Source organism: Streptomyces sp. 3330 (assembly GCF_031456635.1).
In the GTDB taxonomy this organism is placed as follows: Bacteria; Actinomycetota; Actinomycetes; order Streptomycetales; family Streptomycetaceae; genus Streptomyces.
The window spans coordinates 122,276-143,288 of record NZ_JAVDVA010000024.1; the positions used below are offsets into that span (position 1 = coordinate 122,276).

Genomic DNA, 21,013 nt, shown 5'->3' on the forward strand with positions numbered 1-21,013 from the left:
GAACCCCCGGGAGGCCCTCGCGACGGCCATGGACGAACACGCGGGCTTTCACGACACGTCGGAAACCCACGACACGTCGGGAACCCGAGACACGTCGGAAACCCACGACAAGGCGGGAACCTGCGACACGGCGCGGCCGACACCCCGCCACTGCCGCACCCACCCGGCGTCCGCCGCTCGCGCCGCGGGCCCCGTCGTCCGGCGCGGCCCTCACCGCTCCGCGGGCGGCGGCGCCGTGCTCTGCCGCATCACCAGCCGCGTCGGCACGAGCGTCGTTCCGTGTTCCGAGCCGTCCGGACGCATCTTGCGCAGCACGGCCTGGACGCAGAGCCGGCCGACCTCCGCGAAGTCCTGGTGCAGGGTGGTGAGCGGGGGCAGGAAGGAGCCGGCCTCGGGGATGTCGTCGAAGCCGATCACGCTGACGTCCTCCGGCACCCGGCGCCCGCCCTCGTGCAGGGCGCGCAGCAGGCCCAGGGCCATCTGGTCGTTGGCCGCGAAGACCGCGGTGCAGTCCTCACGGGCGGCCAGCTCGAGGCCGGCCAGATAGCCGGACTCCGCCGACCAGTCGCCCCTGACCAGGGGCGGGGCGGGGCGGCCCGCTTCGACGAGGGCCGCCCGCCAGGCGTCGGCGCGGCGCTGCGCCGCGAACGAACCCTCGGGACCGCCGAGATGCCAGACGGTCCGATGGCCCAGGTCGAGCAGATGCTGGACGGCGGTCCTGGTGCCGCCCGCCTGGTCGGTGTCCACGACGGTGTAGTGGTCGCCCGCGTCGGAGTCCACGACCACGACCTGGACGTGCGGCGGGAGTTTCACGGTGGCCGCGTCCAGCAGGTGGACCTCCATGATGACGATCACCGCGTCGACGGCCAGTTCCTCCAGCCGGGAGAACGCGCCGCGCACCTCGTCGGTGGTGGGCACCGCCACCGGGAGCAGGGTCACCGCGTAGCCCTCGGCGGCCGCCGAGGTCGCGATCGCCTCCAGGGTGCGCACGTTGCCGGTCGTGGACAGCGTGAACGTGATGACGCCGATCGTGCGGAACTCACCGCGCTTGAGGGCGCGGGCCGCGCTGTTGGGCCGGTAGCCGAGTTCCTTCATGGCCGCGAGGACCTGCTGCCGGGTCTCCTCGTTCACACCCGCGTAACCGTTGGAGACCCGCGAGACGGTCTGCGAGGACACCCCGGCGAGCCGCGCGACGTCCGCCATGGAAGCGGTGGCCCGGGAGCGTCCCTGCACTTGGGCCGGTGTTCTTTCAGCCATGTCCACTCGGTGTGCCCACCTCTCTGTCGGCGCAGGTGCCACGGTCTCCCCGGAGGACCCTTGACCATCGTTATCGGGGCAGTGTAGACATGCCGCCATCAGATGTTTACGTAAACATAACAGCTCGCCGAGCCTCTTGCGTGGCTGATGTTTACGTAAACATCATGGTGGCGGTGGGGCGTTCGGAAATCTCCGCGCACCACCGCCCCGGTTCCAGGACTGGATGAGCGAGGAACGACATGACGACGCTGCAACCGCCGGTGGCCGCCGAGCCGCGGCCGGCACCTCCTCCGGCGAAAGGGGACCGCCGCTCCTGGACGGGGTGGGGTTTCATCGGCCCCTTCGTGGCCGTGTTCGCCCTGGTCTTCCTGGCCCCGATCGCGTACTCGGTCTATCTGAGCCTCTTCCGGGACCAGCTCATCGGCGGCAACCAGTTCGTCGGCCTGGACAACTACACGCGAGCGCTCCAGGACGACGCGTTCTGGTCGGCGGTGGGCCGGGTGGCGCTCTTCCTGGCCGTCCAGGTGCCGATCATGCTCGGCATCGCCCTGCTGGTGGCGCTGGCGCTGGACAGCGGCCGGCTCTACGGCAAGAGCTTCTTCCGGATCACGATCTTCCTGCCGTACGCCGTGCCCGCCGTGGTCGCCACCCTGATGTGGGGCTTCATGTACGGCACCAAGTACGGCCTGGTGGGCGACATCAACTCCGCGTTCGGCGTCACCCTTCCCGACCTGCTCTCCCCCAGCTGGGTGCTCGCCTCCATCGGCAACATCGTGACCTGGGAGTTCGTCGGTTACAACATGCTGATCTTCTACTCGGCGCTGCGGGTCATCCCCACCTCGCTGTACGAGGCGGCGGAGATCGACGGCGCCGGCCAGTGGCGGATCATCAGCTCCATCAAGCTGCCCGCGATCCGGGGCGCGATCGTCATCGCGACGATCTTCTCGATCATCGGCAGCTTCCAGCTCTTCAACGAGCCGAGCATCCTGCGTCCACTGGCGCTGAACGCCATCACCACGGACTACACGCCGAACTTCTACACCTACTCGCTGTCCTTCAACGGCCAGCAGCACAACTACTCCGCGACGGTGGCCATCATCATGGGCGTCATCACGATGATCGTCGCCTACGCCGTCCAGCTGCGCGGCATGCGCAAGGGAGCGTGACCCGATGAGCACCTCTGTCACCGCCTCCCCCGCGAAGAGCTCCGCGCCCAGGCTGCGGACCCCGCGCAAGAAGCACAACCCGGGCAAGCCGAAGCGCAATGTGCTGCTCACGGTGCTGATGGGCCTGATGGTCCTCTACACCGTGGTGCCGTTGATCTGGCTGGTCATCAACGCCACGAAGACCCAGACGGGCCTGGCGTCGTCCAACGGCCTGTGGTTCGCCCACGACTTCGCCCTGTGGGACAACATCCGGGACACCTTCACCTACCACGACGGCATCTTCGGCCGCTGGCTGGTGAACACGCTGCTGTACGTGGTGCTCGGCGCGGGCGGCGCGACGCTGCTGGCCGTGCTGGGCGGTTACGCACTGGCGAAGTTCCAGTTCCCCGGGAAGCGTGCCGTCTTCGCCGTCGTCATCGGCGCGGTGGCCGTGCCGGGTACGGCACTGGCGGTGCCGACCTTCCTCATGTTCAGCAAGATGGGGCTCACCGACACCCCGTGGGCGGTGATCATCCCGTCGCTCGTGTCGCCGTTCGGCCTCTACCTGATGTGGGTGTTCGCCGCGGAGGCGATCCCGACCGAGCTGCTGGAGGCGGCCCGGATGGACGGGGCGAGCGAGGCACGGACCTTCTTCCAGGTCGCGCTGCCGCTGCTGGCCCCCGGGATCGTGACCGTGCTGCTCTTCACCACGGTCGCCACCTGGAACAACTACTTCCTCCCGCTGATCATGCTGAAGGACCCGGACTGGTACCCGCTGACGCTGGGTCTGAGCGCCTGGAGCTCCCAGGCACAGACCATCGGCGGCGACGTGATCTTCAACCTGGTGATCACGGGGTCCCTGCTCACCATCCTCCCCCTGATCGCCGCCTTCCTGTTCCTCCAGAAGTACTGGCAGTCCGGCCTCGCCGCCGGAAGTGTCAAGGAGTGACGTGGGCCGCGTCCACAAGCCCCACATTTGAGCACCACCGGCACCACCCCCACCCTCACCTGTCCCACCCACGAAGAAGTGGAAGCAGCCCCATGCGCAGAACAACGAGCCGCATCCTGCGCGGCATCGCCCTCGTCTCGACCCTCGCCCTGGGCGTCACCGCCTGCGGTGGCTCGGACGACGACTCCGACACGAAGGCCGTCTCGGCCGGCGACATCCAGGCCGCGCTGGACAAGGGCGGCGACATCACGGTCTGGGCCTGGGAGCCCACCCTGAAGACCGTGGCCGCCGACTTCCAGAAGAAGTACCCGAAGGTCAAGATCAACCTGGTCGGCGAGCGCTCCGGTGACAAGCACTACACCGCGCTGTCCAACGCGATCTCGGCCGGCAAGGGCGTCCCCGACGTGGCCCAGGTCGAGTACTTCGCGCTCGGCCAGTACTCGCTGACCAAGGGCCTGACCGACCTGGCTCCCTACGGCGCCGACAAGCTCGCCTCGAAGTACACGCCCGGCCCGTGGAACGCGGTCAGCGACGGCGACAAGGTGTACGGCCTGCCGATGGACTCGGGCCCGATGGCGCTGTTCTACAACAAGACCGTCTTCGACAAGTACAAGATCGCCGTCCCCACCACCTGGGACGAGTACCTGGACGCGGCCCGCAAGCTCCACAAGGCCGACCCCAAGGCCTACATCGCCAACGACCTCGGTGACGCGGGCTTCACCACCTCCCTGCTGTGGCAGGCCGGTTCGCGCCCCTACAAGGTCGACGGCACCACGGTCGCCATCGACTTCGACGACGCGGGCGCCAAGAAGTTCGAGACGGTCTGGCAGAAGCTGATCGACGAGAAGCTGCTCGCCCCCGTCAACGGCTGGACCGACGACTGGTACAAGGGTCTGGGCGACGGCACCATCGCCACCCTGGCCACCGGCGCGTGGATGCCCGCCAACTTCGTCACGGGCGTCCCGAACGCCAAGGGCCAGTGGCGCGCGGCGGCGATGCCGGCCTGGACCGCGGGCGACAAGGCGAGCGCGGAGAACGGCGGCAGCTCGCTGGCGGTCCCGGCGCTGGCCAAGAACAAGGAACTGGCCTACGCCTTCACCGAGTACGCCAACTCCGGCGCCGGTGTCGCCACCCGCGTCGGCGAGGGCGCCTTCCCCGCCACCAAGGCGGAGCTCGAGTCGGCCGCGTTCCAGAGCAAGAAGTTCGACTACTTCGACGGCCAGGAGGCGAACAAGATCTTCGCCGAGTCCGCCGCGAACGTGGCGAGCGACTGGTCGTACCTCCCGTTCCAGCCGTACGCGAACTCGATCTTCAACGACACCGTCGGCAAGGCCTACGTCTCCAGCACCAAGCTGGCGGACGGCCTGAAGGCCTGGCAGGACGCCTCGATCAAGTACGGCGAGGAGCAGGGCTTCACCGTCGAGAAGTAGTCGGCGAGCAGTCGGCCGACATACGACACGCACTCGGCAAGCAGCCGAGAAGCACCAAACGCCGGGCGGCGCGGCTCCCGGGCCGCGCCGCCCCCGTGCACCACCTCCGGAAGGACCGCCATGATCTCCACCCTCCAGTCCCGCATGCTGCGCGGGGCGGACGGTGACCCCGCTCCGCGCCTGGCCTACGGCGCCGACTACAACCCCGAGCAGTGGCCCCGGGACGTGTGGGAGGAGGACGTGCGGCTGATGCGGGAGGCCGGCGTCACCGTCGTCTCCGTGGGGATCTTCTCCTGGGCCCGCATCCAGCCGGGGCCGGACACCTGGGACTTCGGCTGGCTCGACGAGATCATGGACCTGCTGCACGCGGGCGGGATCGGCGTCGACCTGGCCACCGCCACCGCTTCCCCGCCGCCCTGGCTCACCACCGCCCACCCGGAGATCCTGCCGGTCACGGCGAACGGCGAGACGCTCTGGCCGGGCGCGCGCCAGCACTGGCGGCCCACGTCGCCCGTCTTCCGCGAGCACGCCCTGCGGCTGGTCCGGAAGATCGCCGACCGGTACCAGGACCACCCGGCCCTGGTCGCCTGGCATGTCTCCAACGAGCTGGGCTGCCACAACATCTACGACCACTCGGACGACGCGGCCCGCGCCTTCCGGGTCTGGCTGCGCGCCCGCTACGGCTCGCTCGACGCCCTCAACCACGCCTGGGGCACCGCGTTCTGGTCGCAGCGCTACAGCGACTGGGAGCAGATCCTGCCGCCCCGGCTGGCCGCCTCGCACCCGAACCCCACCCAGCAGCTGGACTTCAAGCGGTTCTCCTCGGACGCGCTGAAGGACCACCTGGTCGCGGAGCGGGAGATCCTGCGGGAGATCACGCCGGACATCCCGGTCACCACCAACTTCATGGTGATGGGCGGCACCAAGGGCATGAACTACCCGGACTGGGCGGGCGAGATCGACTTCGTCTCCAACGACCACTACGTCCACCCCGGCCCGCAGGACCGCGACGAGCTGTCCTTCTCCGCGAACCTCGTCAGCGGCATCGCGAGCGGCCGGCCCTGGTTCCTGATGGAGCACTCCACCAGCGCCGTCAACTGGCAGCCCGTCAACGTCGCCAAGCGGCCCGGCGACCTGGCCCGTGACTCGCTGCTGCACGTGGCGCACGGCGCGGACGCGGTGTGCTTCTTCCAGTGGCGGCAGTCGGCGGCCGGCGCCGAGAAGTACCACTCGGCGATGGTCCCGCACGCCGGCGAGGACAGCGACCTGTTCCGCGCGGTGGTCGAGCTCGGCGCCACGCTGAAGGCCCTCGCCCCGGTGGCGGGTTCGGAGCGGGAGCCGGCGGCCGTCGGCATCCTCTACGACTGGGAGTCGTGGTGGGCCAGTGAGCAGGACTCCCACCCCACCGCCCTGCTGGACTACCGGCAGGAGGCCCTCGACTGGTACTCGGCGCTGCTCGCCCTCGGCATCCGCGCCGACCTCGTCACCACCCGCGCCGACCTCTCCCGGCACCAGGTGCTGATCGCGCCCGTGCTGCACGTGGTGCCGGCCGAACTGGCCAAGGACCTCACGCGCTACGCCGAGCAGGGCGGCCACCTCGTCACCACGTATTTCTCCGGGGTCGTCGACGAGAACGACCACATCTGGCTCGGCGGCTACCCGGGCGCCCTGCGCGACCTGCTCGGCATCCGCATCGAGGAGTTCGGCCCGCTGCTCGCCGGGGAGTCCGTGGAACTGGACGACGCCACGTCGGGCAGCCTGTGGACCGACCGGATCACCGTCACCGACGGCGACACCGAGGTACTGGCGCACTACCGCACCGGGGTGTACGCCGGACGGCCCGCCGTCACCCGGCGCCCGACGGGCGGCGGATCCGCCTCGTACGTCTCCACCCGGCTCGGCGTCGACGGGCTCACCTCGCTGCTGCCCCGGCTGCTGGAGCCGGCCGGGGTCGGCAGTGAACTCCCGGCGGACATCCGGGGGTCGGTCGAGCTGACCGTCCGGCGCGGCGCCCAGGAGCGGTTCCTGTTCCTCGTCAACCGGACCGACGACACGGTTCCGGTGACCGGGCTGGCCGGAGAGATCCTGATCGGCACCCGCGGCACGGAGGGCGCCCTCGTCCTCGGCCCGCGGGAGGTCGCCGTACTGAGCAGGCCCGGCGACTGACGTCACGCACCCGCACCGCCCACGACTCCTCGGCGCGGAACGCACCCGCGCCGAGGGCCATCCCCTCCTGCCCGCGCGGCAGAAGGGGCCCACCACAGCGACCGCACCGCAGTTGGGAGCACAGATGGCACGCCGTACCCGCAGCAGACGCAACCTCGGGGCCGCCGCACTCACCGCGCTGGCCACCGGGGCCGCCCTCCTCAGCGTCCCCGTGCAGGCGCACGCCGAGGCCGCCGTCACCGTGACGCCGGACCCGTCGTACCAGCAGCAGAAGTTCGAGGGCTGGGGCACCAGTCTGGTCTGGTTCGCCAACGCCACCGGGGACTATCCCCCGGCGATCCGCGAGAAGCTCGCCGATCTGCTGTTCGGCGACGACGGCCTCGCGCTGAACATCGCCCGGTACAACATCGGCGGCGGGAACGCCCCGGACGTCACGGACTATCTGCGGGCCGGCGGTGCCGTCGAGGGCTGGTGGAAGGCACCCGCGGGCACCACCCGCGAGGACACCGACTGGTGGAGCGCGGACGACCCGGCCGACTGGAACAAGGACGCCGACGCCACCCAGCGCTGGTGGGTGGACCGCATCAAGAAGGACATCACCCACTGGGAGACGTTCAGCAACTCCCCTCCGTGGTTCATGACCGAGAGCGGGTACGTCTCCGGCGGCTTCAACGCCGGCACCGACCAGCTCAAGGCCGACTCGGTCGACGACTTCGCCGCCTATCTGGCGGGTGCGACGAAGCGGCTGGAGAAGGCCGAGGGCATCAAGGTCGACACCGTCGACCCGTTCAACGAGCCCAACACCGGCTACTGGAGCACCCGGCTGGACGCGAACGGCCGGCCCGTCGGCGGCCGCCAGGAGGGCGCCCACATCGGCCCCGAGCTCCAGCAGAAGGTGCTCGCCGCGCTGGCGCCCGCGCTGCAGAAGGCGAAGACGAAGGCCGGGATATCGGCGATGGACGAGACCAACCCGTCCCTCTTCGCGACGAACTGGAACGCCTACTCGCAGGCCTCCAAGGACCTCGTCGACCGGATGAACGTCCATACCTACGGCACCGGACAGCGCACCACCGTGCGCGACCTCGCCAAGGCCGCCGACAAGCCGCTGTGGATGAGCGAGGTCGAGGGCGACTGGGGCGACGGGCAGAGCTTCACGGACATGCGTCCGGGCCTCGGGCTGGCCCAGCAGATGGTGAACGACCTGCGCGAACTGGAGCCCACCGCCTGGGTGTTCTGGCAGCCGGTCGAGGACTACGACAACATGAAGCCGGGCGGCGAGTCCGCGAAGGGCGGCAACTGGGGTTCCATCCAGCTCCCGTTCAGCTGCACGAGCACGGACACCCTCCAGTCCTGCCCGATCCACACCAACACCAAGTTCGACACGGCCCGGAACTTCACGCACTTCATCAAGCCCGGCGACAAGCTGATCAAGGTGGACGACACCTCCAGCGCCGCCGCCGTGACCCGGGACGGCAAGGGTGCCTCGGTCGTCCACGTCAACAGCACCACCGAGGCCCGTACGGTCACCCTCGACCTGTCCAGGTTCCGCACCGTCAAGGGCAACGCGACCGTCACCCCGACGGTGACCAGCGCCGACGGCAAGCTGCAGCGGCAGGCCCCGGTCAAGGTCGTCGACGGCAAGGCCACCTACACCGTCCCCGCCCAGTCCGTGACCTCCTTCGCCGTCAAGGGCGTCTCCGGTGTGGCGAAGGACGCGGGTCTGTTCAGCAAGGGCCACTCCTACACGCTGACCGGTGTGCAGAGCGGCAAGGCGGTGACTGTCGCGGCCGACGGCACGAACCTGGTCATCGGTTCGGCGAACGGCAGCACCGCGCAGCAGTGGCGGCTGGACGCCCGGTACGGCACGACAGGCGCCCGCCGGCACTACGTCTTCGCCGACCCGGCGGAGGGCAGGCGCCTCGCCGTCCGCGACAACGTGCCGGTGGTCGAACCCGACACCGGCGAGCGTGACCCGGCCACCGAGTGGATCATGTCGACCACCGGCGACGGGACGTGGACCCTGGTCAACGTGGCCACCGGACGCCTCCTCGAAGTCGGCGGCCAGGCGACCGGCGAGGGCGCGGCCGTCACGACCTGGCAGGCCAACTCCGGTTCCAACCAGCGCTGGAGGGTCACGGACGTGACGCCGTAGCCCCCGGTCCGTCCGGCAGGATCTCCCGGTCCGTCGTCTCCGCCCGCATCGCGATCCTCGTGCTGCGGGCGGAGTGCTGTGCGGGGACGGCTGCCGGGATCCGCTCCAGGACCCCGCCCGCGAAGACGTCGTACAGCGGCAGCGTCTCGAGGTGGACGTAGCCGATGTGGCAGTCGCACACGGCGAGCGGACAGGGGCGGGGGCGCAGCGCGGCGCGGTACGAACCGTCGTACAGGTTGCCGAGTTCCGCGCGGACGAAGTGGCAGCGCCGGACGGTGCCCTCGCCGTCGACCGAGATCACCGAGTCGCCGGTGCGGCAGGGCAGGCCGGCGCTGGTGTGCGGACGGCGGCTGTACGGGAAGAGCGGGTCGAGGGCGGTCCACCGGTCGGCCTCGGCGTCCTCGTAGGCGTGGCCCTCGGCGGCGTTGATCCACAGGTAGACGTGCGCGGGCAGGTCGGCGCGCAGGCGGCGGGCCGCGTCGAGGTGCTCGGGCAGTCCGACGACGCCGACGCTGAAGCGGATGCCCCGCTCCGCCAGGCCGCGGCACTTGGCGAGGAAGCGGTCGTACGGCGTCTGGCCCGGGTGGTACGTGCACCACAGGGCCAGGGTGTCGGGGTCGGCCTCGGCGAGCCAGTCGGTGCGGCAGCTGAGGTTGGTCTGGATGGCCACCCGCCGGATGTGCGGGAGGCGGGAGAGGTCGGCGAGGGTGCGCCGGTACCAGGAGCGGACCAGACCCTCGCCCCACGGGGTGAACAGGAGCGAGAGCCGGTCGTCGGTGTGCGCGGCGGCCCATCGCGCGAACCGTTCGAGCGCGGCCCGGTCGGCGCGCAGCTGTTCCGTGCTGTCGCGCCGCTTGGCGAACGGGCAGTAGGGGCAGTCGTAGTCGCAGGAGGCGAGGGGGCCGCGGTAGAGCAGGGTCAGATCCATGGCGGCGGGGTCACTTCCGCTCGTAGGCGGCCATGGCCGCCCGCACGGCCGGGGAGAACAGCTCGGGGCCGATGGCGTCGGAATGGGCCAGGCCTTCGGGGGTGAGCCTGAGGACCGTCGGGTCGGTGTCGGTCAGCCAGCCGCGGTCGGCGAAGCGTTCGAGTTCGGGACCGAAGTCGTCGGCGGGGGCTCCGCCGAACCGGGCCCGGTAGTCGTCGAGGCGCAGGCCCTCGGCCTGGAGGAGCGACTGGAGGAGGTGACGGCGGCGCGCCTCCCGGGGGTCCATGGGGTGGCCGACCTCGGCATGGGCGAAGCCGGACGCGTCGGTGGCGACGTAGTCGTCGATGATGCCCCGGATCTGGTGCATGCCGACGGCGTAGTCGAAGGAGTAGTGCAGGCCGGCCGTGTAGGAGCGGGCGCCGCAGCCGAGGCCGATCATGCCGTCGGTCTGGCAGGCGTAGTCGTCCGCGCCCTGCGGCGGGGCGTCGGCGCGGCGGAACATGCGCATGGACTGCTGGGTGTAGCCGTGCGCGAGCAGGTGGTCGCGGCCCGCGCGGTACAGACGCAAGCGCTGCTCGTCCCAGGCCGGGTCGGGGGCAGCGGTCCGGTCCGGGCCGCGGCGGTCGAGGCCGGTCAGCGGACGGACGTAGAGCGGGTACAGGTAGAGCTCCTCGGGCCGCCAGGCCAGGGCCGCGTCGAGGGACTGCAGCCAGGTCCGCTCGTTCTGGCCGTCGATGCCGTAGATGAGGTCGATGTTGAGGACCGGGAGGGCGGCGTCGCGCACGCGGGCGAGAGCCGCCTCGACCTCGGCGCGGCGCTGCGGGCGAACGGCGGCCCGGGCCTCGGAGTCGACGAAGCTCTGGACGCCCAGGCTCAGCCGGGTGGCGCCCCGGTCTGCCAGGACGGCGAGGCGGTCGGCGGTGGCCGTGGCGGGGGAGGCCTCAACCGACAGCGGGACCGCGCGGAGGTAGGCGCCCATGCGGTGCTCGGCGATGTCGCAGAGCCGGTCCAGCTCCGCCGCGGTGAGGAAGGTGGGGGTGCCGCCACCGAAGGCGGCCGTGGCGAAGCGGACCTCTTCCGTCTCCCCCAGTGCCTCCCGCACGGCGGTCGCCTGCCGTTCCAGGGCGTCCAGATAGGCGCCGGTCAGCCCGTCGGGGGCGCCGATGCGGGTGAAGAGGTTGCAGAAGCCGCAGCGGACCTCGCAGAACGGTATGTGCAGGTAGAGGGAGAGCGCGTCCTTGGGCTCGGCCGCCCAGAGGGCTTTCAGCGACGGGCGGTCGGGGAGCTCGCGGTAGGCCGTCTTGTGCGGGTAGGCGTAGACGTAGTGCTGGTAGGGGCTGACGCGGGTGGCCGCTTCGGCGGTGGTCATCGGGCGGCCTCCGCCGGACGGGGTGCGGGGTCGAGGAAGAAGTGGGCGTACGGCACGGTCCACACGGACTCGTGGCCGAGGCGGTGGCCGGTGTAGCCGTCGTCGCCGTAGGCGGTGCCGTGGTCGGAGCAGACGATGGCGAAGCAGCGGCGCCTGCTGCTCGCGGCGGCGAACAGGCGCCCGATGTGCCGGTCCACGTACTCCAGCGCGGCGGCGTGCGTTTCCCTGCTGTCGCCGGTCTGCCGGGTCGCGCCGGGCAGATGGAACCAGTTCGGCTGGTGCAGGGCGGACACGTTGACGAAGAGGAACAGCCGCTGTTCGTGCGGGAGGCGGCCGATGACGCGCTCGGCGTGGGCGACCTGGTTCTCGAAGGAATCGGGTGAGGTGACCCCGAACTCCGGTGCCCAGTGGGACTCGTGGAAGAGCCCGGGCAACACCGAGCCCAGCGGCCCCTGCTTGTTGAAGAAGCCCACTCCCCCGATGCACACGGTGTGGTACCCGTCCTGGGCGAGGCCGGAGACGAGGTCGGGGGTCTCGTAGACGTAGGTGCCGTCCGCGGTGGTCTCGCTGCCCGCGAAGCTCGCCGCGAACAGGCGCGGATGCGGTCCGGGAGCGGCCGGGGTCGGCAGGAAGCCCGCGAAGATCGCCTGGTGGCTGGCGTAGGTGAAGCTGCCCGGCGCGTGCCGCTCCTCCCAGCGGCCGCCGGGGAGGTGGCGGGCCAGGTGGGGGATGCGGCCCTCGGCGGCCAGCTCGGCGGCGACGTCGTGGCGGAGGGTGTCCAGGGTGACGAGCAGCAGGTCGTGGCTGCCCACCACCTCGTTCATGTCGGGCTCAGGCATGCGGTGTTCCTGTTCTGTACCGGGCGGTGTCACCCAGGACGGCGGCCACTTGGGCCGCGTAGGTGTCGAGGCCCTCCGCGCCGCTGCCGGGCAGCCCGGTGAGCCGGGGCAGCAGGTCGCCGAAGGCGTTGACCTCGCCGATCGCGGCCCTGCGCCAGCCGACGGCCGGCAGCACGTCGACGCCGACGCACAGGGTGCGCGGGAAGCAGGCCGCGGCCCGCTCGCACACGTCCAGCAGGTCGGTCCAGCGGGCGCCCGCCGCCTCGACGGCCTCCCGGGCCGCGTCCAGGTCGCCCCGGCGGCCGCCGAGATGGAGGTTGGTCAGGGGCGTACGGCTGGTGCGGACCACCGCGTGGGTGGCGCGGCCGGCCACGGCGACGACCCTGAGGTCGGCGGCCCGGCCGCCCTGTGAGGCCTTCGGCAGCCAGCGCTCGAGGTGCAGTCCGTCCGGCGCGAGGGCGTCGACGATGGCCGCGATGTCCTGCTCGCGTTCGTAGCGGCGCGTTCTGAGGGAGTTGTACAGGCCGCCGTCGGCGGCGAGTTCCACGGAGGTGGTGGCCCTGATCCGGCCGCCGCCGCCCGATTCGACGGCGAGGACGCCCGAGGCGGACGATCCGTGGGCGGGCTTCACGAAGAGCCGGGGCATCCGGTGCTCGCGCATCGACGCGCGTACGTCGTCCCAGCCGCGTACCGGCGCGCCCCGCGGGCCCGAGGTGGGTGAGGCGGGCACCGGGACGCCCGCCGCGTCCAGGACGGCGTGGCAGAGCCGCTTGTCGAACAGCACCGCGAGCTCGTCCGGGTCGTCGAGGCGGACGCCGCCGCGCAGGCTGCGCACCGCGCCGGTGAAGCGGGCGTACCAGCGGCCCGAGCCCTCGACGCGCGTCGGATCGACGGCACCGCGCAGCAGCCGGTCGACCTCGGGGTTCTCGCCGGGCGAGTCCAGGCGGACGATCTCCTCGGTCCCGAAGTCGGCGCCGCCGGCGCTCAGTACGTCCGCCCACGGCACGACACGCGGGGCCGGCAGGCCGGCCGCGCGTACCGCGTCCTCGAAGAGGGCGACCCGGCGGTTCTCCGGGTTGCCGACCACCGCCAGGCGCGGCTCGGACGGCCGCCCCCGGCGGAGCTCTTCGAGGGAGGGGGGACGGTGGCCCATGGACGGGGTGCTCACTCCCCGACGGCGACGTAGCGCCACGGCGTGCCGTCGTCGTCGGCGTCCTCCTCGGCGTCGTCGGGGTCGAGGTCCACCTCGACGCCCGCGGTCTCCACCGTCCGCCGGACGCGCTCCTGGAGGGTTTCGCTCAGGTAGTGGTAGTGCAGGTCGAGCTTCTTGAGGTGGGTGAGCGGCTGGCCGCCGAGCAGGGCGGCCGCGCCCTCGTCGGTCAGCACGCCCATGGAGAGGTCCAGCACCTCCAGCCGGGCCACCACGGGCGCGGAGGCGACCGCCGCGGCCACGGCGTCCTGCATCTCGCTGTTGCGCAGGGCGAGGTGACGCAGGCTCGGCAGACGCGCGCCGGACAGGATGGGCTCCAGGTCGGCGACCTCGGCGTCGCCGCCGTACTCGGGGGTGCCGAGCCACAGGTCGAGGTGGACCAGCTCGGGCAGATCGCTGCCGCCGACGCCGCGCACGACCTCGGCGGGCAGCCCGCCCGTCTCGATGACGAGCCTGCGCAGCGCGCGGTGGCTCACGGCGGGGAACCGCAGCCCGGACCCGCCGCGCACGCCGAGTTCCTCCAGCGCGGGGTAGGCGGCCAGGACCGGGGTCACGTCGCTCTGGTTGATCCAGGAGATCTCGCACTCCTCCCCCACCATGTCGCCGAGGAACACCGCCCGCAGCGCGGGGAACCGGTCCCGGGCGGCCACCAGCGCCTCGATGACGTCGGAGGGGTCCGTGTCGTAGGCCTCCTGCCAGGCGCCGACGATCAGGGCGCGCACGCGGGTGGTGTCGACGGCGGAGCAGAAGCGGGCGAACGCCTTCGTCCAGTCCTCGTCGGCGTCGTAGACGTCGCTGGCGACGCGCCAGGCGACGGTCTCGGGGTCGGGCAGGCCGTCCGTCCTGCCACCGGGACCCGGGAAGGTGTGGGCGGGCAGCCGGTACAGAGTGTGCAGGTGGTCGGTGACGGTCATGCGGCTGCTCCCCGGGAAAAAAGATGCGCGGTCCGTGATGTGTCCGCAGTTCTACCAACAGGCACTGACAGCCTCCCTCGGCGGGTCCTCGGTTCGGAGGCGTTGTCAGTAGTGGTCCGTACCGTCTTCGTCATGAGGCCGGTGCGCGAGGCGCCCGGCGGGCAGACGCGCTGATCGTGCCCTTCGCGGAGGAGGCGGCGCACAGCTTCACCGGCGGCACGGGCACCGTGCCGCGGCCCTTTTCTCATGATCGGGGCCGCAGACACCGACGACGGTCCGTTCAGACGACCGCTGACAGACGATGCAGCGCGTGCGTGGGCTCTCCACAGCCGGTTCCCCCCACGAGGAGTGGGACGCCGCTCACGGTTCCGAGCGGTTGGACTTCCCCGACCCCGCGCCGGCGGGAGGGGGCTCGTTGTGGCAACTGGCTGTCGAGCCCTCGCCAAGAGGCACCGGTCTGGGACGACGACTGCTGGCTCCGGCCGAGTCACGCATTGTCGCCCTCGGGTCGACACAGGTCGTCATCGACACCTCCTCGCAGGCAACAGACCTCGTCGACCGGTACTGCCGGCGAGGCTACGCGCCGGTCGGCACTTGGCGGTGGGACGTCACCAAGTACGACAGCGTCGTCCTGATGAAGAACCTGCCGCCGACAACCTCGTGATCGCCCCCGACAAGTCCTGGGTGTATTGCCCGCGCGCCTTGATCGTGGACGGCACCCTCGTCTCGGCTCCGGCGGGGCCGCCCGGTTCGGTGGGCGGGCGGCCCGCGGGAGCGGCGGGTCAGAGGAGTTCGAGGAGCTTGTCGGTGAACTCCGCCGTGGAGGCGGTCCCGCCGAGGTCGCGGGTGCGGACGTCGGTCTTGGCAAGGACGGCGGCGATCGCGTCGGTGATGTCCTTCGCGGCCCGGGGGTGGCCAAGGTGGTCGAGCATCATGGACGCCGACCAGATGGCGCCCAACGGGTTCGCGATGCCCTGGCCGGCGATGTCGGGGGCGGAGCCGTGCACCGGCTCGAACATGGACGGGAAATTCCGCTCCGGGTTGAGGTTGGCGGCCGGGGCGATTCCGATGGACCCGGCGACCGCGGCGGCGAGGTCGCTGAGGATGTCCCCGAAGAGGTTGGAGCCGACGACGACGTCGAAGCGGGCGGGCTCCAGGACGAACTTGGCCGCGAGCGCGTCGATGTGCTCCTGGTCCCAGGACACCTCAGCGAAGCCCTCGGCCCGCTCGGCGACCAGCTCGTCCCAGAACGGCATGGTGTGCACGATGCCGTTGGACTTGGTCGCGGAGGTCAGCCGGCCACGGCGGCGGGCGGCCAGGCCGAAGGCGTAGTCCAGGACCCGGGTGACGCCTGCCCGGGTGAACACGGTCTCCTGCACGGCCATCTCGTCGGCGAAGCCGCGGTTGAGCCGGCCGCCGACCTCGCTGTACTCGCCTTCGACATTCTCGCGGACCACGACGAAGTCGACCTCGCCAGGGCCGGCGCCGCGCACGGGGCTGTCGATGCCCTCGAAGACGCGGATGGGCCGGAGGTTGACGTACTGGCGGAAGCCGCGGCGGATCGGGATCAGCAGCCCCCACAGCGAGATGTGGTCGGGCACTCCCGGGTAGCCCACCGCGCCGAGCAGGAGGGCGTCCTTGTCGCGGAGCTGGTCGAGGCCGTCCTCGGGCATCATCGCGCCCTCGCGCAGGTACCGCTCGCACGACCAGTCGTCGTACGACGTGTACCCGAGGGTGAAACCGTGCCGGCGGCCGAGGACATCGAGTACCTGCTGCGCAGGAGGCAGCACCTCGGCGCCGATTCCGTCGCCGGGGATCAGGGCAATGCGGTGGTTGGTCATGGCCTCGATCTCAGCAACGTGCCCGGCACCGCGTCCAAGACCCGCTGCGTATCTGCCTTATAAGCAGCGCCTATCAGGCAGGTGCCGCAGTGGCGCTCGCCGTCGCCAGGAAGGCCGCGGCGGCTGGGGACACCGGCCCGCGACGGCTGACCAGGCCGATGTGCAGGGCGGTCGCCGGCTCGATGTCCAGGACGTGGGCGCCGGCCCTCCAGGCCAGGTCCCGCCAGGAGTCGGTGACCACGGCCAGCCCGAGGCCGGCCAGGACCAGGGGCAGCACGGCCACCCGGTGCTCGATCTCGGCGGCGACGGAGAACGCGACGCCCTGATCGCGCAGGGAGTCGACGTACGCGCGCATGCCCGTTCCCGGTTGGCCGACGATGAGTCTTCGCCCGGACAGTTCCTCGCTCGTCAGACTCCCCCGCCCACCGAACGGGTCGCCGGGCGGAACCAGCAGCACGAACCGCTGCCTCCCCAGGTCCAGGGTGGCCACCTCGGTGCACGGCAGCGGCCCTGCGGTCGCCAGCAGGCCCAGTTCCACGGTCCCGGTGCGGACGGCTTCGGTGACGTCCCGGGCGGTGAAGACCGCCTTCACCGTGACCACCACGCCGGGGTGGCGGTCGCTGAAGGCGCTGATGAGGGTGGTGAGCGGTTCGACCGCCTGGGAGGGCATGGACGCCACGTCCAGGCGGCCGGTGCGCAGTTCGTGGACCGACGCGACGCTCGCGCGGGCGGTCTCCAGACTGCGGACGGCCGCCCGGGCCGGTTCGATCAGCGCCCGGCCGGCCTCGGTGAGCACGACACGCCGCCCGATCCGGTGGAACAGGTCGGACCCGAGATCACGCTCCAGTGTCCGCACCGCCTGGGAGAGCGAAGGTTGCGACACGTACAGGGCCGAGGCCGCCCTGTTGAAACCGCCGGAGTCGACGATGGCGAGGAAGTACTCCAGCTGTCGGATGTCCATGGGCTCACTCCGCGCGGGTCAGCGGTGTCACAGCGTCTTCAGGGGGACGATCCCTCGCGGTACTCCAGGGCGCTGATGGCGGTGGCGGTGAGGCTGTGGTTGATGTGGTCGCGCATCAGCTGTCCGGCGTCCTCGGCCTGTCCCGCCTCGATGAGGTCGACCAGCTGGTGGTGCTCCTGGAGATCGCGGGTGCGGGGCTCGTCGCCGGGCGGGAGTTCGAGGCCGAGGCGACGGTAGCGGTCGGACTTGTCCCACAGGTCGTCCAGGAGACGCACGAGGACGTCATTGTGCGAGGCCCGGTAGAGGGCCCGGTGGAACGTGCGGTGTGCCGTGAGCGCTTCCTCACCCCACTGGCGGGTGACGGGCAGCAGTCGGTCGACGGCGGCCCGCATGGACGCCACATCGTCCTCGGTACGCCGCCGCGCCGCGAGTTCCGCGGCGGTCGGGTCCAGGGACAGCCGGACCTCGAACAACTGCCGGGCCTCGTCCGAATTCATCACGGAGACCCGCACGTCACGATGGGTCTCGACGGTCAGCAGCCCTTCGCTGCTGAGGCGGCGGATCGCCTCCCGCAACGGGGTGATGCTCATGTTCAACGACTGCGCGAGGTCGTACTGCGCGAGCCGCGCTCCGGCGGCAAGAGAGCCGGACAGGATCTGTCCGCGCAGCTCCGCGTAGGCGTAATCACTCTTGCTGACGAACAGGTTCGTGTCGGCCATCGCCCCCGAAATTTCCTTCCCGGGTGCTCGCACCCCTCTTGACAGCCCCCGTGATGTCACCTCAGCCTAACACCGACGCAACTTATAAGATATGAGAAAGGCGCCACCGTGAAGATCACCAACGTGTACGAGGGCGTAGTCCCGATCAGCTCCTCGATCCGCAACGCCTGGATCGACTTCAGCTCCATGGACTGCTCGATCGTGGCGATCGAGAGCGACGTCATCCGTGACGGCAAGCCCGTCGTCGGCTACGGCTTCAACTCCAACGGCCGCTACAGCGCCGGCGAGATCCTGCGCCGCCGCGTCCTGCCCCGCCTCACCGCCGCCGAGCCCGGCAGCCTCCTGGACCAGCAGGGCCGCTTCGACCACGCCAAGGCGTGGGACGTCATGATGAACAACGAGAAGCCCGGCGGCCACGGCGAGCGCTCGGTCGCCGTCGGCGTCGTCGACATGGCCCTGTTCGACCTCGCCTCCAAGATCGAGGGCAAGCCGCTGTACCGCTACCTGTCCGAGCGCTACGGCGACGGTCAGCCGGACGACTCCGTCTTCGTCTACGCGGCCGGCGGCTACTACGCCCCCGGCAAGACCCTCACCGACCTTCAGGACGAGATGCGCCGCTTCCTCGACCTCGGGTACGACGTCGTCAAGATGAAGATCGGCGGCGCCGACCTCGCCGAGGACCTGCGTCGCATCGAGGCCGTCATCGACGTCCTCGACGGCGACGGCTCCCGCCTGGCCGTCGACGTCAACGGCCGTTTCAATCTGAACACCGCCCTCGAGTACGGCCGGGCCATCGAGCCCTACGGCCTGTTCTGGTACGAGGAGATCGGCGATCCGCTCGACTACCACCTCAACGCCACCGTCGCCGAGCACTACAGCGGCGCCATCGCCACCGGTGAGAACCTCTTCTCCCTCCAGGACGCCCGCAACCTGATCCGCTACGGCGGCATGCGCCCCGACCGCGACACCCTCCAGTTCGACCCCGCGCTCTCCTACGGCCTGGTGGAGTACCTGCGCATCCAGGACATGCTGCGCCAGCACGGCTGGTCCTCGCGTCGCTGCATCCCGCACGGCGGGCACCAGTTCTCCCTGCACATCGCCGCCGCCCTCAAGCTCGGGGGCAACGAGTCCTACCCGGGCGAGTTCCAGCCCACCGGCGGCTTCGCCGACGACGCCGTCGTCGAGAAGAGCCGCGTCGGCCTGACCGACACCCCCGGCATCGGCTTCGAAAGCAAGGCCGCCTTCTACAAGGTGCTGCGCGCCCTGCACGGCTGACCGGCACCACGGCGGCAGCACGACTCGTGCTCGCCGCGAGCCTCAGCCGCTCTGCGCGCGCCACGTACGAACCCGGGGGACGCACGTCGCGTCCCCCGGCGCACACCCCCCACGGGACAGGGCTACACACGATCGTCGTGCAAGGGAGCACCAACGATGACAAGCACCACCCCGACCGCGGCCGGCCGCCCGCAACGGTCACGGCTGAACCGACTGATACGTGAGCTGTGGTTCCAGGTCGTCCTGGCCGCAGTCCTCGGCATCGCCGTCGGCATTCTCGCCCCCGGGCTCGGCGAGGAACTCAAGCCGCTCAACGACTGGTTCATCGCTCTCGTCAAGATGATCGTGATCCCGGTCGTCTTCTGCGTGGTGACCACGGGCATCGCCTCCATGGACAACCTGCGCAAGGCGGGCCGGATCGGCGTGAAGGCGATCGGCTACTTCCTGGTGCTGTCCCTGGTGTCCATGCTCATCGGCCTGGTCGTCGCCAACATCTTCCAGCCCGGCTCCGGCCTGCACGTCGACCCCTCCTCGCTCAACGCCGACGACATCCCCCAGACCGCCACCGAACACGCCACCTTCACCGGGTTCGTCTCCTCCCTCATCCCCGCCTCCCTGCTCGGCGCGATCACCGGCGACGCCATTCTGGCCGCGCTCATGGTCTCCATCGTCTTCGGCGTCGCCCTGAACATGGCCGGCGAGGACGGCGCACCCCTGACCCGTGGTATCAAAGCCCTCTCCGACGTCGTCTTCCGCATCGTCGGCTGGGTGATGCGGCTGGCGCCGCTGGGTACCTTCGGAGCGCTGGCGACCGTGGTCGCCACCTACGGCGCCGAAAGCCTCAAACAGCTCGGCTACCTGATCATCCTGTTCACCGCGACCTGCGTCGTCTACGTCCTGGTCGTCCTCGGGGCCATCATGCGGGCCTGCCGCCTGAGCCTGTTCGGCCTGATGCGCTTCCTCAAGGCCGAGCTGCTCGTCGCCCTGAGCACCTGTTCCAGCGAGGCCGTGCTGCCGCAGCTGGTGCGCAAGCTGGAGATCCTCGGCATCGGCAGGCCCGTGGTCGGCATCGTCATCCCCTCGGGCTTCTCCTTCAACCTGGACGGTTCCGCGGTCTACCTCACGATGGCCTCGCTGTTCCTGGCCCAGGCCATGGGCATCGACCTGTCCTGGCAGCAGCAGCTCGTCATGGTCGGCGTCATGATGCTCACCAGCAAGGGCACCGCGGGCATCGCGGGCGGCGCGTTCATCGTGCTCGCCAGCACCGTCACCGCCGTCGGTCACATCCCGCTGGCCGCGCTCTCCCTCATCGTCGGCATCGACCGCATCCTCAACGAGGGCCGCGTCTTCATCAACGTCCTCGGCAACGCGGTGGCCACGATCGTGATCGGCAAGTGGGAGAACGACTTCGACGCCGACCGGGCCCGCAGGATCCTGAAGTCCGGCGAGGAAACCCCACCGCCCGCGGCAACGGCCGACGCGGACACCCCCAAAGTGGGCGCCGACACCTGACATCCCCCGCCAGTCATCGGGCGGCGGACCAACTCCGCCGCCCCGCACCATCGCAGAAACAGAAGAAGAGGACAGGTCCCATGAGCGCGCCCAGCGTCTCCTACTCGATCACCGTACGGCTCGAAGTGCCCGCGGGCGGCAGTGCCGTCTCGCAGCTGACAGCCACCATGGAGGCGCTGGGCGGCTCGGTCACCGCCCTCGATGTCATCCACTCCGACGCCGACCGTCTCGGCATCGACGTGACCCTCTCAGCCACCTCCACCGCCCACGCCGACGAGATCGTCGAGCAGCTGCGCGGCATCGAGGGCGTCACCCTCGGCAAGGTCTCCGACCGTACGTTCCTGAT

General features: G+C 70.7%; 17 protein-coding genes and 1 pseudogene. 9 read left to right on the top strand and 9 right to left on the bottom strand.

Annotated elements, in window-relative coordinates; genetic code table 11:
* Positions 1–210 precede the first annotated feature (210 nt).
* Positions 211–1,203: a LacI family DNA-binding transcriptional regulator gene (locus J2X68_RS32065; protein WP_399041353.1), complete on the bottom strand. Its 993-nt coding sequence runs from the start codon at positions 1,201–1,203 to the stop codon at positions 211–213.
* Positions 1,204–1,496: 293 nt separating this feature from the next.
* Between J2X68_RS32065 and J2X68_RS32070 the strand changes: the two genes are divergently transcribed.
* The 5 genes from J2X68_RS32070 to J2X68_RS32090 all read left to right on the top strand — a co-directional run bounded on the left by J2X68_RS32070 (position 1,497) and on the right by J2X68_RS32090 (position 9,099).
* Positions 1,497–2,423, top strand: coding sequence for a sugar ABC transporter permease (locus J2X68_RS32070; RefSeq protein ID WP_310436107.1), 927 nt, complete (start codon positions 1,497–1,499; stop codon positions 2,421–2,423).
* A 4-nt stretch (positions 2,424–2,427) separates the two neighbouring features.
* On the top strand, positions 2,428–3,351 hold the full coding sequence (locus J2X68_RS32075; RefSeq protein ID WP_310436108.1) for a carbohydrate ABC transporter permease: 924 nt from the start codon (positions 2,428–2,430) through the stop codon (positions 3,349–3,351).
* A 92-nt stretch (positions 3,352–3,443) separates the two neighbouring features.
* Positions 3,444–4,781, top strand: coding sequence for a sugar ABC transporter substrate-binding protein (locus J2X68_RS32080; protein ID WP_310436109.1), 1,338 nt, complete (start codon positions 3,444–3,446; stop codon positions 4,779–4,781).
* Between the two features lie 120 nt (positions 4,782–4,901).
* Positions 4,902–6,947, top strand: a complete 2,046-nt coding sequence (locus tag J2X68_RS32085; RefSeq protein WP_310436110.1) for a beta-galactosidase — start codon at positions 4,902–4,904, stop codon at positions 6,945–6,947.
* Positions 6,948–7,071: 124 nt separating this feature from the next.
* Complete coding sequence (locus tag J2X68_RS32090; RefSeq protein WP_310436111.1) at positions 7,072–9,099, top strand: glycoside hydrolase; 2,028 nt, start codon at positions 7,072–7,074, stop codon at positions 9,097–9,099.
* Here J2X68_RS32090 and J2X68_RS32095 read toward each other — a convergent pair.
* From J2X68_RS32095 to J2X68_RS32115, 5 genes are read right to left on the bottom strand one after another with little or no spacing between them, the layout of a single operon-like run.
* Positions 9,080–10,027 carry an STM4011 family radical SAM protein gene (locus tag J2X68_RS32095; RefSeq protein WP_310436112.1) on the bottom strand — a complete coding sequence of 316 codons (948 nt, stop codon included), beginning with the start codon at positions 10,025–10,027 and terminating at the stop codon, positions 9,080–9,082. The two genes, J2X68_RS32090 and J2X68_RS32095, sit on opposite strands and share 20 nt — an antisense overlap.
* Before the next feature lie 10 nt (positions 10,028–10,037).
* A complete protein-coding gene (locus J2X68_RS32100; protein ID WP_310436113.1) occupies positions 10,038–11,396 on the bottom strand; it encodes an STM4012 family radical SAM protein in 1,359 nt (452 codons plus the stop codon).
* Complete coding sequence (locus J2X68_RS32105) at positions 11,393–12,220, bottom strand: STM4013/SEN3800 family hydrolase (protein WP_310436126.1); 828 nt, start codon at positions 12,218–12,220, stop codon at positions 11,393–11,395. Before J2X68_RS32105 ends, J2X68_RS32100 begins: the two co-directional genes overlap by 4 nt.
* A gap of 7 nt (positions 12,221–12,227) precedes the next feature.
* Entirely contained in the window at positions 12,228–13,388 is a 1,161-nt protein-coding gene (locus J2X68_RS32110; RefSeq protein ID WP_310436114.1) for an STM4014 family protein, read from the bottom strand.
* A gap of 11 nt (positions 13,389–13,399) precedes the next feature.
* A complete protein-coding gene (locus tag J2X68_RS32115) occupies positions 13,400–14,359 on the bottom strand; it encodes an STM4015 family protein (RefSeq protein WP_310436115.1) in 960 nt (319 codons plus the stop codon).
* 310 nt (positions 14,360–14,669) lie between these two features.
* On the opposite strand from J2X68_RS32115, the gene J2X68_RS32120 reads away from it, so the two are divergent.
* Positions 14,670–15,023 (top strand): GNAT family N-acetyltransferase, encoded by a 354-nt coding sequence (locus tag J2X68_RS32120; protein ID WP_310436116.1) that lies wholly within the window; start codon positions 14,670–14,672, stop codon positions 15,021–15,023.
* Between the two features lie 118 nt (positions 15,024–15,141).
* Here J2X68_RS32120 and J2X68_RS32125 read toward each other — a convergent pair whose 3' ends face one another.
* From J2X68_RS32125 to J2X68_RS32135, 3 genes are all read right to left on the bottom strand, one after another.
* Positions 15,142–16,200: a tartrate dehydrogenase gene (locus J2X68_RS32125; RefSeq protein WP_310436117.1), complete on the bottom strand. Its 1,059-nt coding sequence runs from the start codon at positions 16,198–16,200 to the stop codon at positions 15,142–15,144.
* Positions 16,201–16,273: 73 nt separating this feature from the next.
* On the bottom strand, positions 16,274–17,161 hold the full coding sequence (locus J2X68_RS32130) for a LysR family transcriptional regulator (protein WP_310436118.1): 888 nt from the start codon (positions 17,159–17,161) through the stop codon (positions 16,274–16,276).
* Between the two features lie 38 nt (positions 17,162–17,199).
* Positions 17,200–17,880, bottom strand: a complete 681-nt coding sequence (locus tag J2X68_RS32135; protein WP_310436119.1) for a GntR family transcriptional regulator — start codon at positions 17,878–17,880, stop codon at positions 17,200–17,202.
* A 108-nt stretch (positions 17,881–17,988) separates the two neighbouring features.
* On the opposite strand from J2X68_RS32135, the gene J2X68_RS32140 reads away from it, so the two are divergent.
* From J2X68_RS32140 to J2X68_RS32150, 3 genes and pseudogenes are all read left to right on the top strand, one after another.
* Complete coding sequence (locus J2X68_RS32140) at positions 17,989–19,155, top strand: mandelate racemase/muconate lactonizing enzyme family protein (protein WP_310436120.1); 1,167 nt, start codon at positions 17,989–17,991, stop codon at positions 19,153–19,155.
* Between the two features lie 156 nt (positions 19,156–19,311).
* Complete coding sequence (locus J2X68_RS32145; protein WP_310436121.1) at positions 19,312–20,667, top strand: cation:dicarboxylate symporter family transporter; 1,356 nt, start codon at positions 19,312–19,314, stop codon at positions 20,665–20,667.
* Positions 20,668–20,747: 80 nt separating this feature from the next.
* Positions 20,748–21,013 (top strand): annotated as a pseudogene (locus J2X68_RS32150) (NAD-dependent malic enzyme); the annotation flags it as partial.

Coding starts and splice junctions, on each gene's coding strand:
- J2X68_RS32110 (WP_310436114.1), bottom strand. CDS start 13,388: ATGGGCCACCGTCCCCCCTCCCTCGAAGAGCTCCGCCGGGGGCGGCCG.
- J2X68_RS32070 (WP_310436107.1), top strand. CDS start 1,497: ATGACGACGCTGCAACCGCCGGTGGCCGCCGAGCCGCGGCCGGCACCT.
- J2X68_RS32115 (WP_310436115.1), bottom strand. CDS start 14,359: ATGACCGTCACCGACCACCTGCACACTCTGTACCGGCTGCCCGCCCAC.
- J2X68_RS32130 (WP_310436118.1), bottom strand. CDS start 17,161: ATGGACATCCGACAGCTGGAGTACTTCCTCGCCATCGTCGACTCCGGC.
- J2X68_RS32095 (WP_310436112.1), bottom strand. CDS start 10,027: ATGGATCTGACCCTGCTCTACCGCGGCCCCCTCGCCTCCTGCGACTAC.
- J2X68_RS32125 (WP_310436117.1), bottom strand. CDS start 16,200: ATGACCAACCACCGCATTGCCCTGATCCCCGGCGACGGAATCGGCGCC.
- J2X68_RS32075 (WP_310436108.1), top strand. CDS start 2,428: ATGAGCACCTCTGTCACCGCCTCCCCCGCGAAGAGCTCCGCGCCCAGG.
- J2X68_RS32085 (WP_310436110.1), top strand. CDS start 4,902: ATGATCTCCACCCTCCAGTCCCGCATGCTGCGCGGGGCGGACGGTGAC.
- J2X68_RS32145 (WP_310436121.1), top strand. CDS start 19,312: ATGACAAGCACCACCCCGACCGCGGCCGGCCGCCCGCAACGGTCACGG.
- J2X68_RS32100 (WP_310436113.1), bottom strand. CDS start 11,396: ATGACCACCGCCGAAGCGGCCACCCGCGTCAGCCCCTACCAGCACTAC.
- J2X68_RS32065 (WP_399041353.1), bottom strand. CDS start 1,203: ATGGCGGACGTCGCGCGGCTCGCCGGGGTGTCCTCGCAGACCGTCTCG.
- J2X68_RS32105 (WP_310436126.1), bottom strand. CDS start 12,220: ATGAACGAGGTGGTGGGCAGCCACGACCTGCTGCTCGTCACCCTGGAC.
- J2X68_RS32135 (WP_310436119.1), bottom strand. CDS start 17,880: ATGGCCGACACGAACCTGTTCGTCAGCAAGAGTGATTACGCCTACGCG.
- J2X68_RS32090 (WP_310436111.1), top strand. CDS start 7,072: ATGGCACGCCGTACCCGCAGCAGACGCAACCTCGGGGCCGCCGCACTC.
- J2X68_RS32080 (WP_310436109.1), top strand. CDS start 3,444: ATGCGCAGAACAACGAGCCGCATCCTGCGCGGCATCGCCCTCGTCTCG.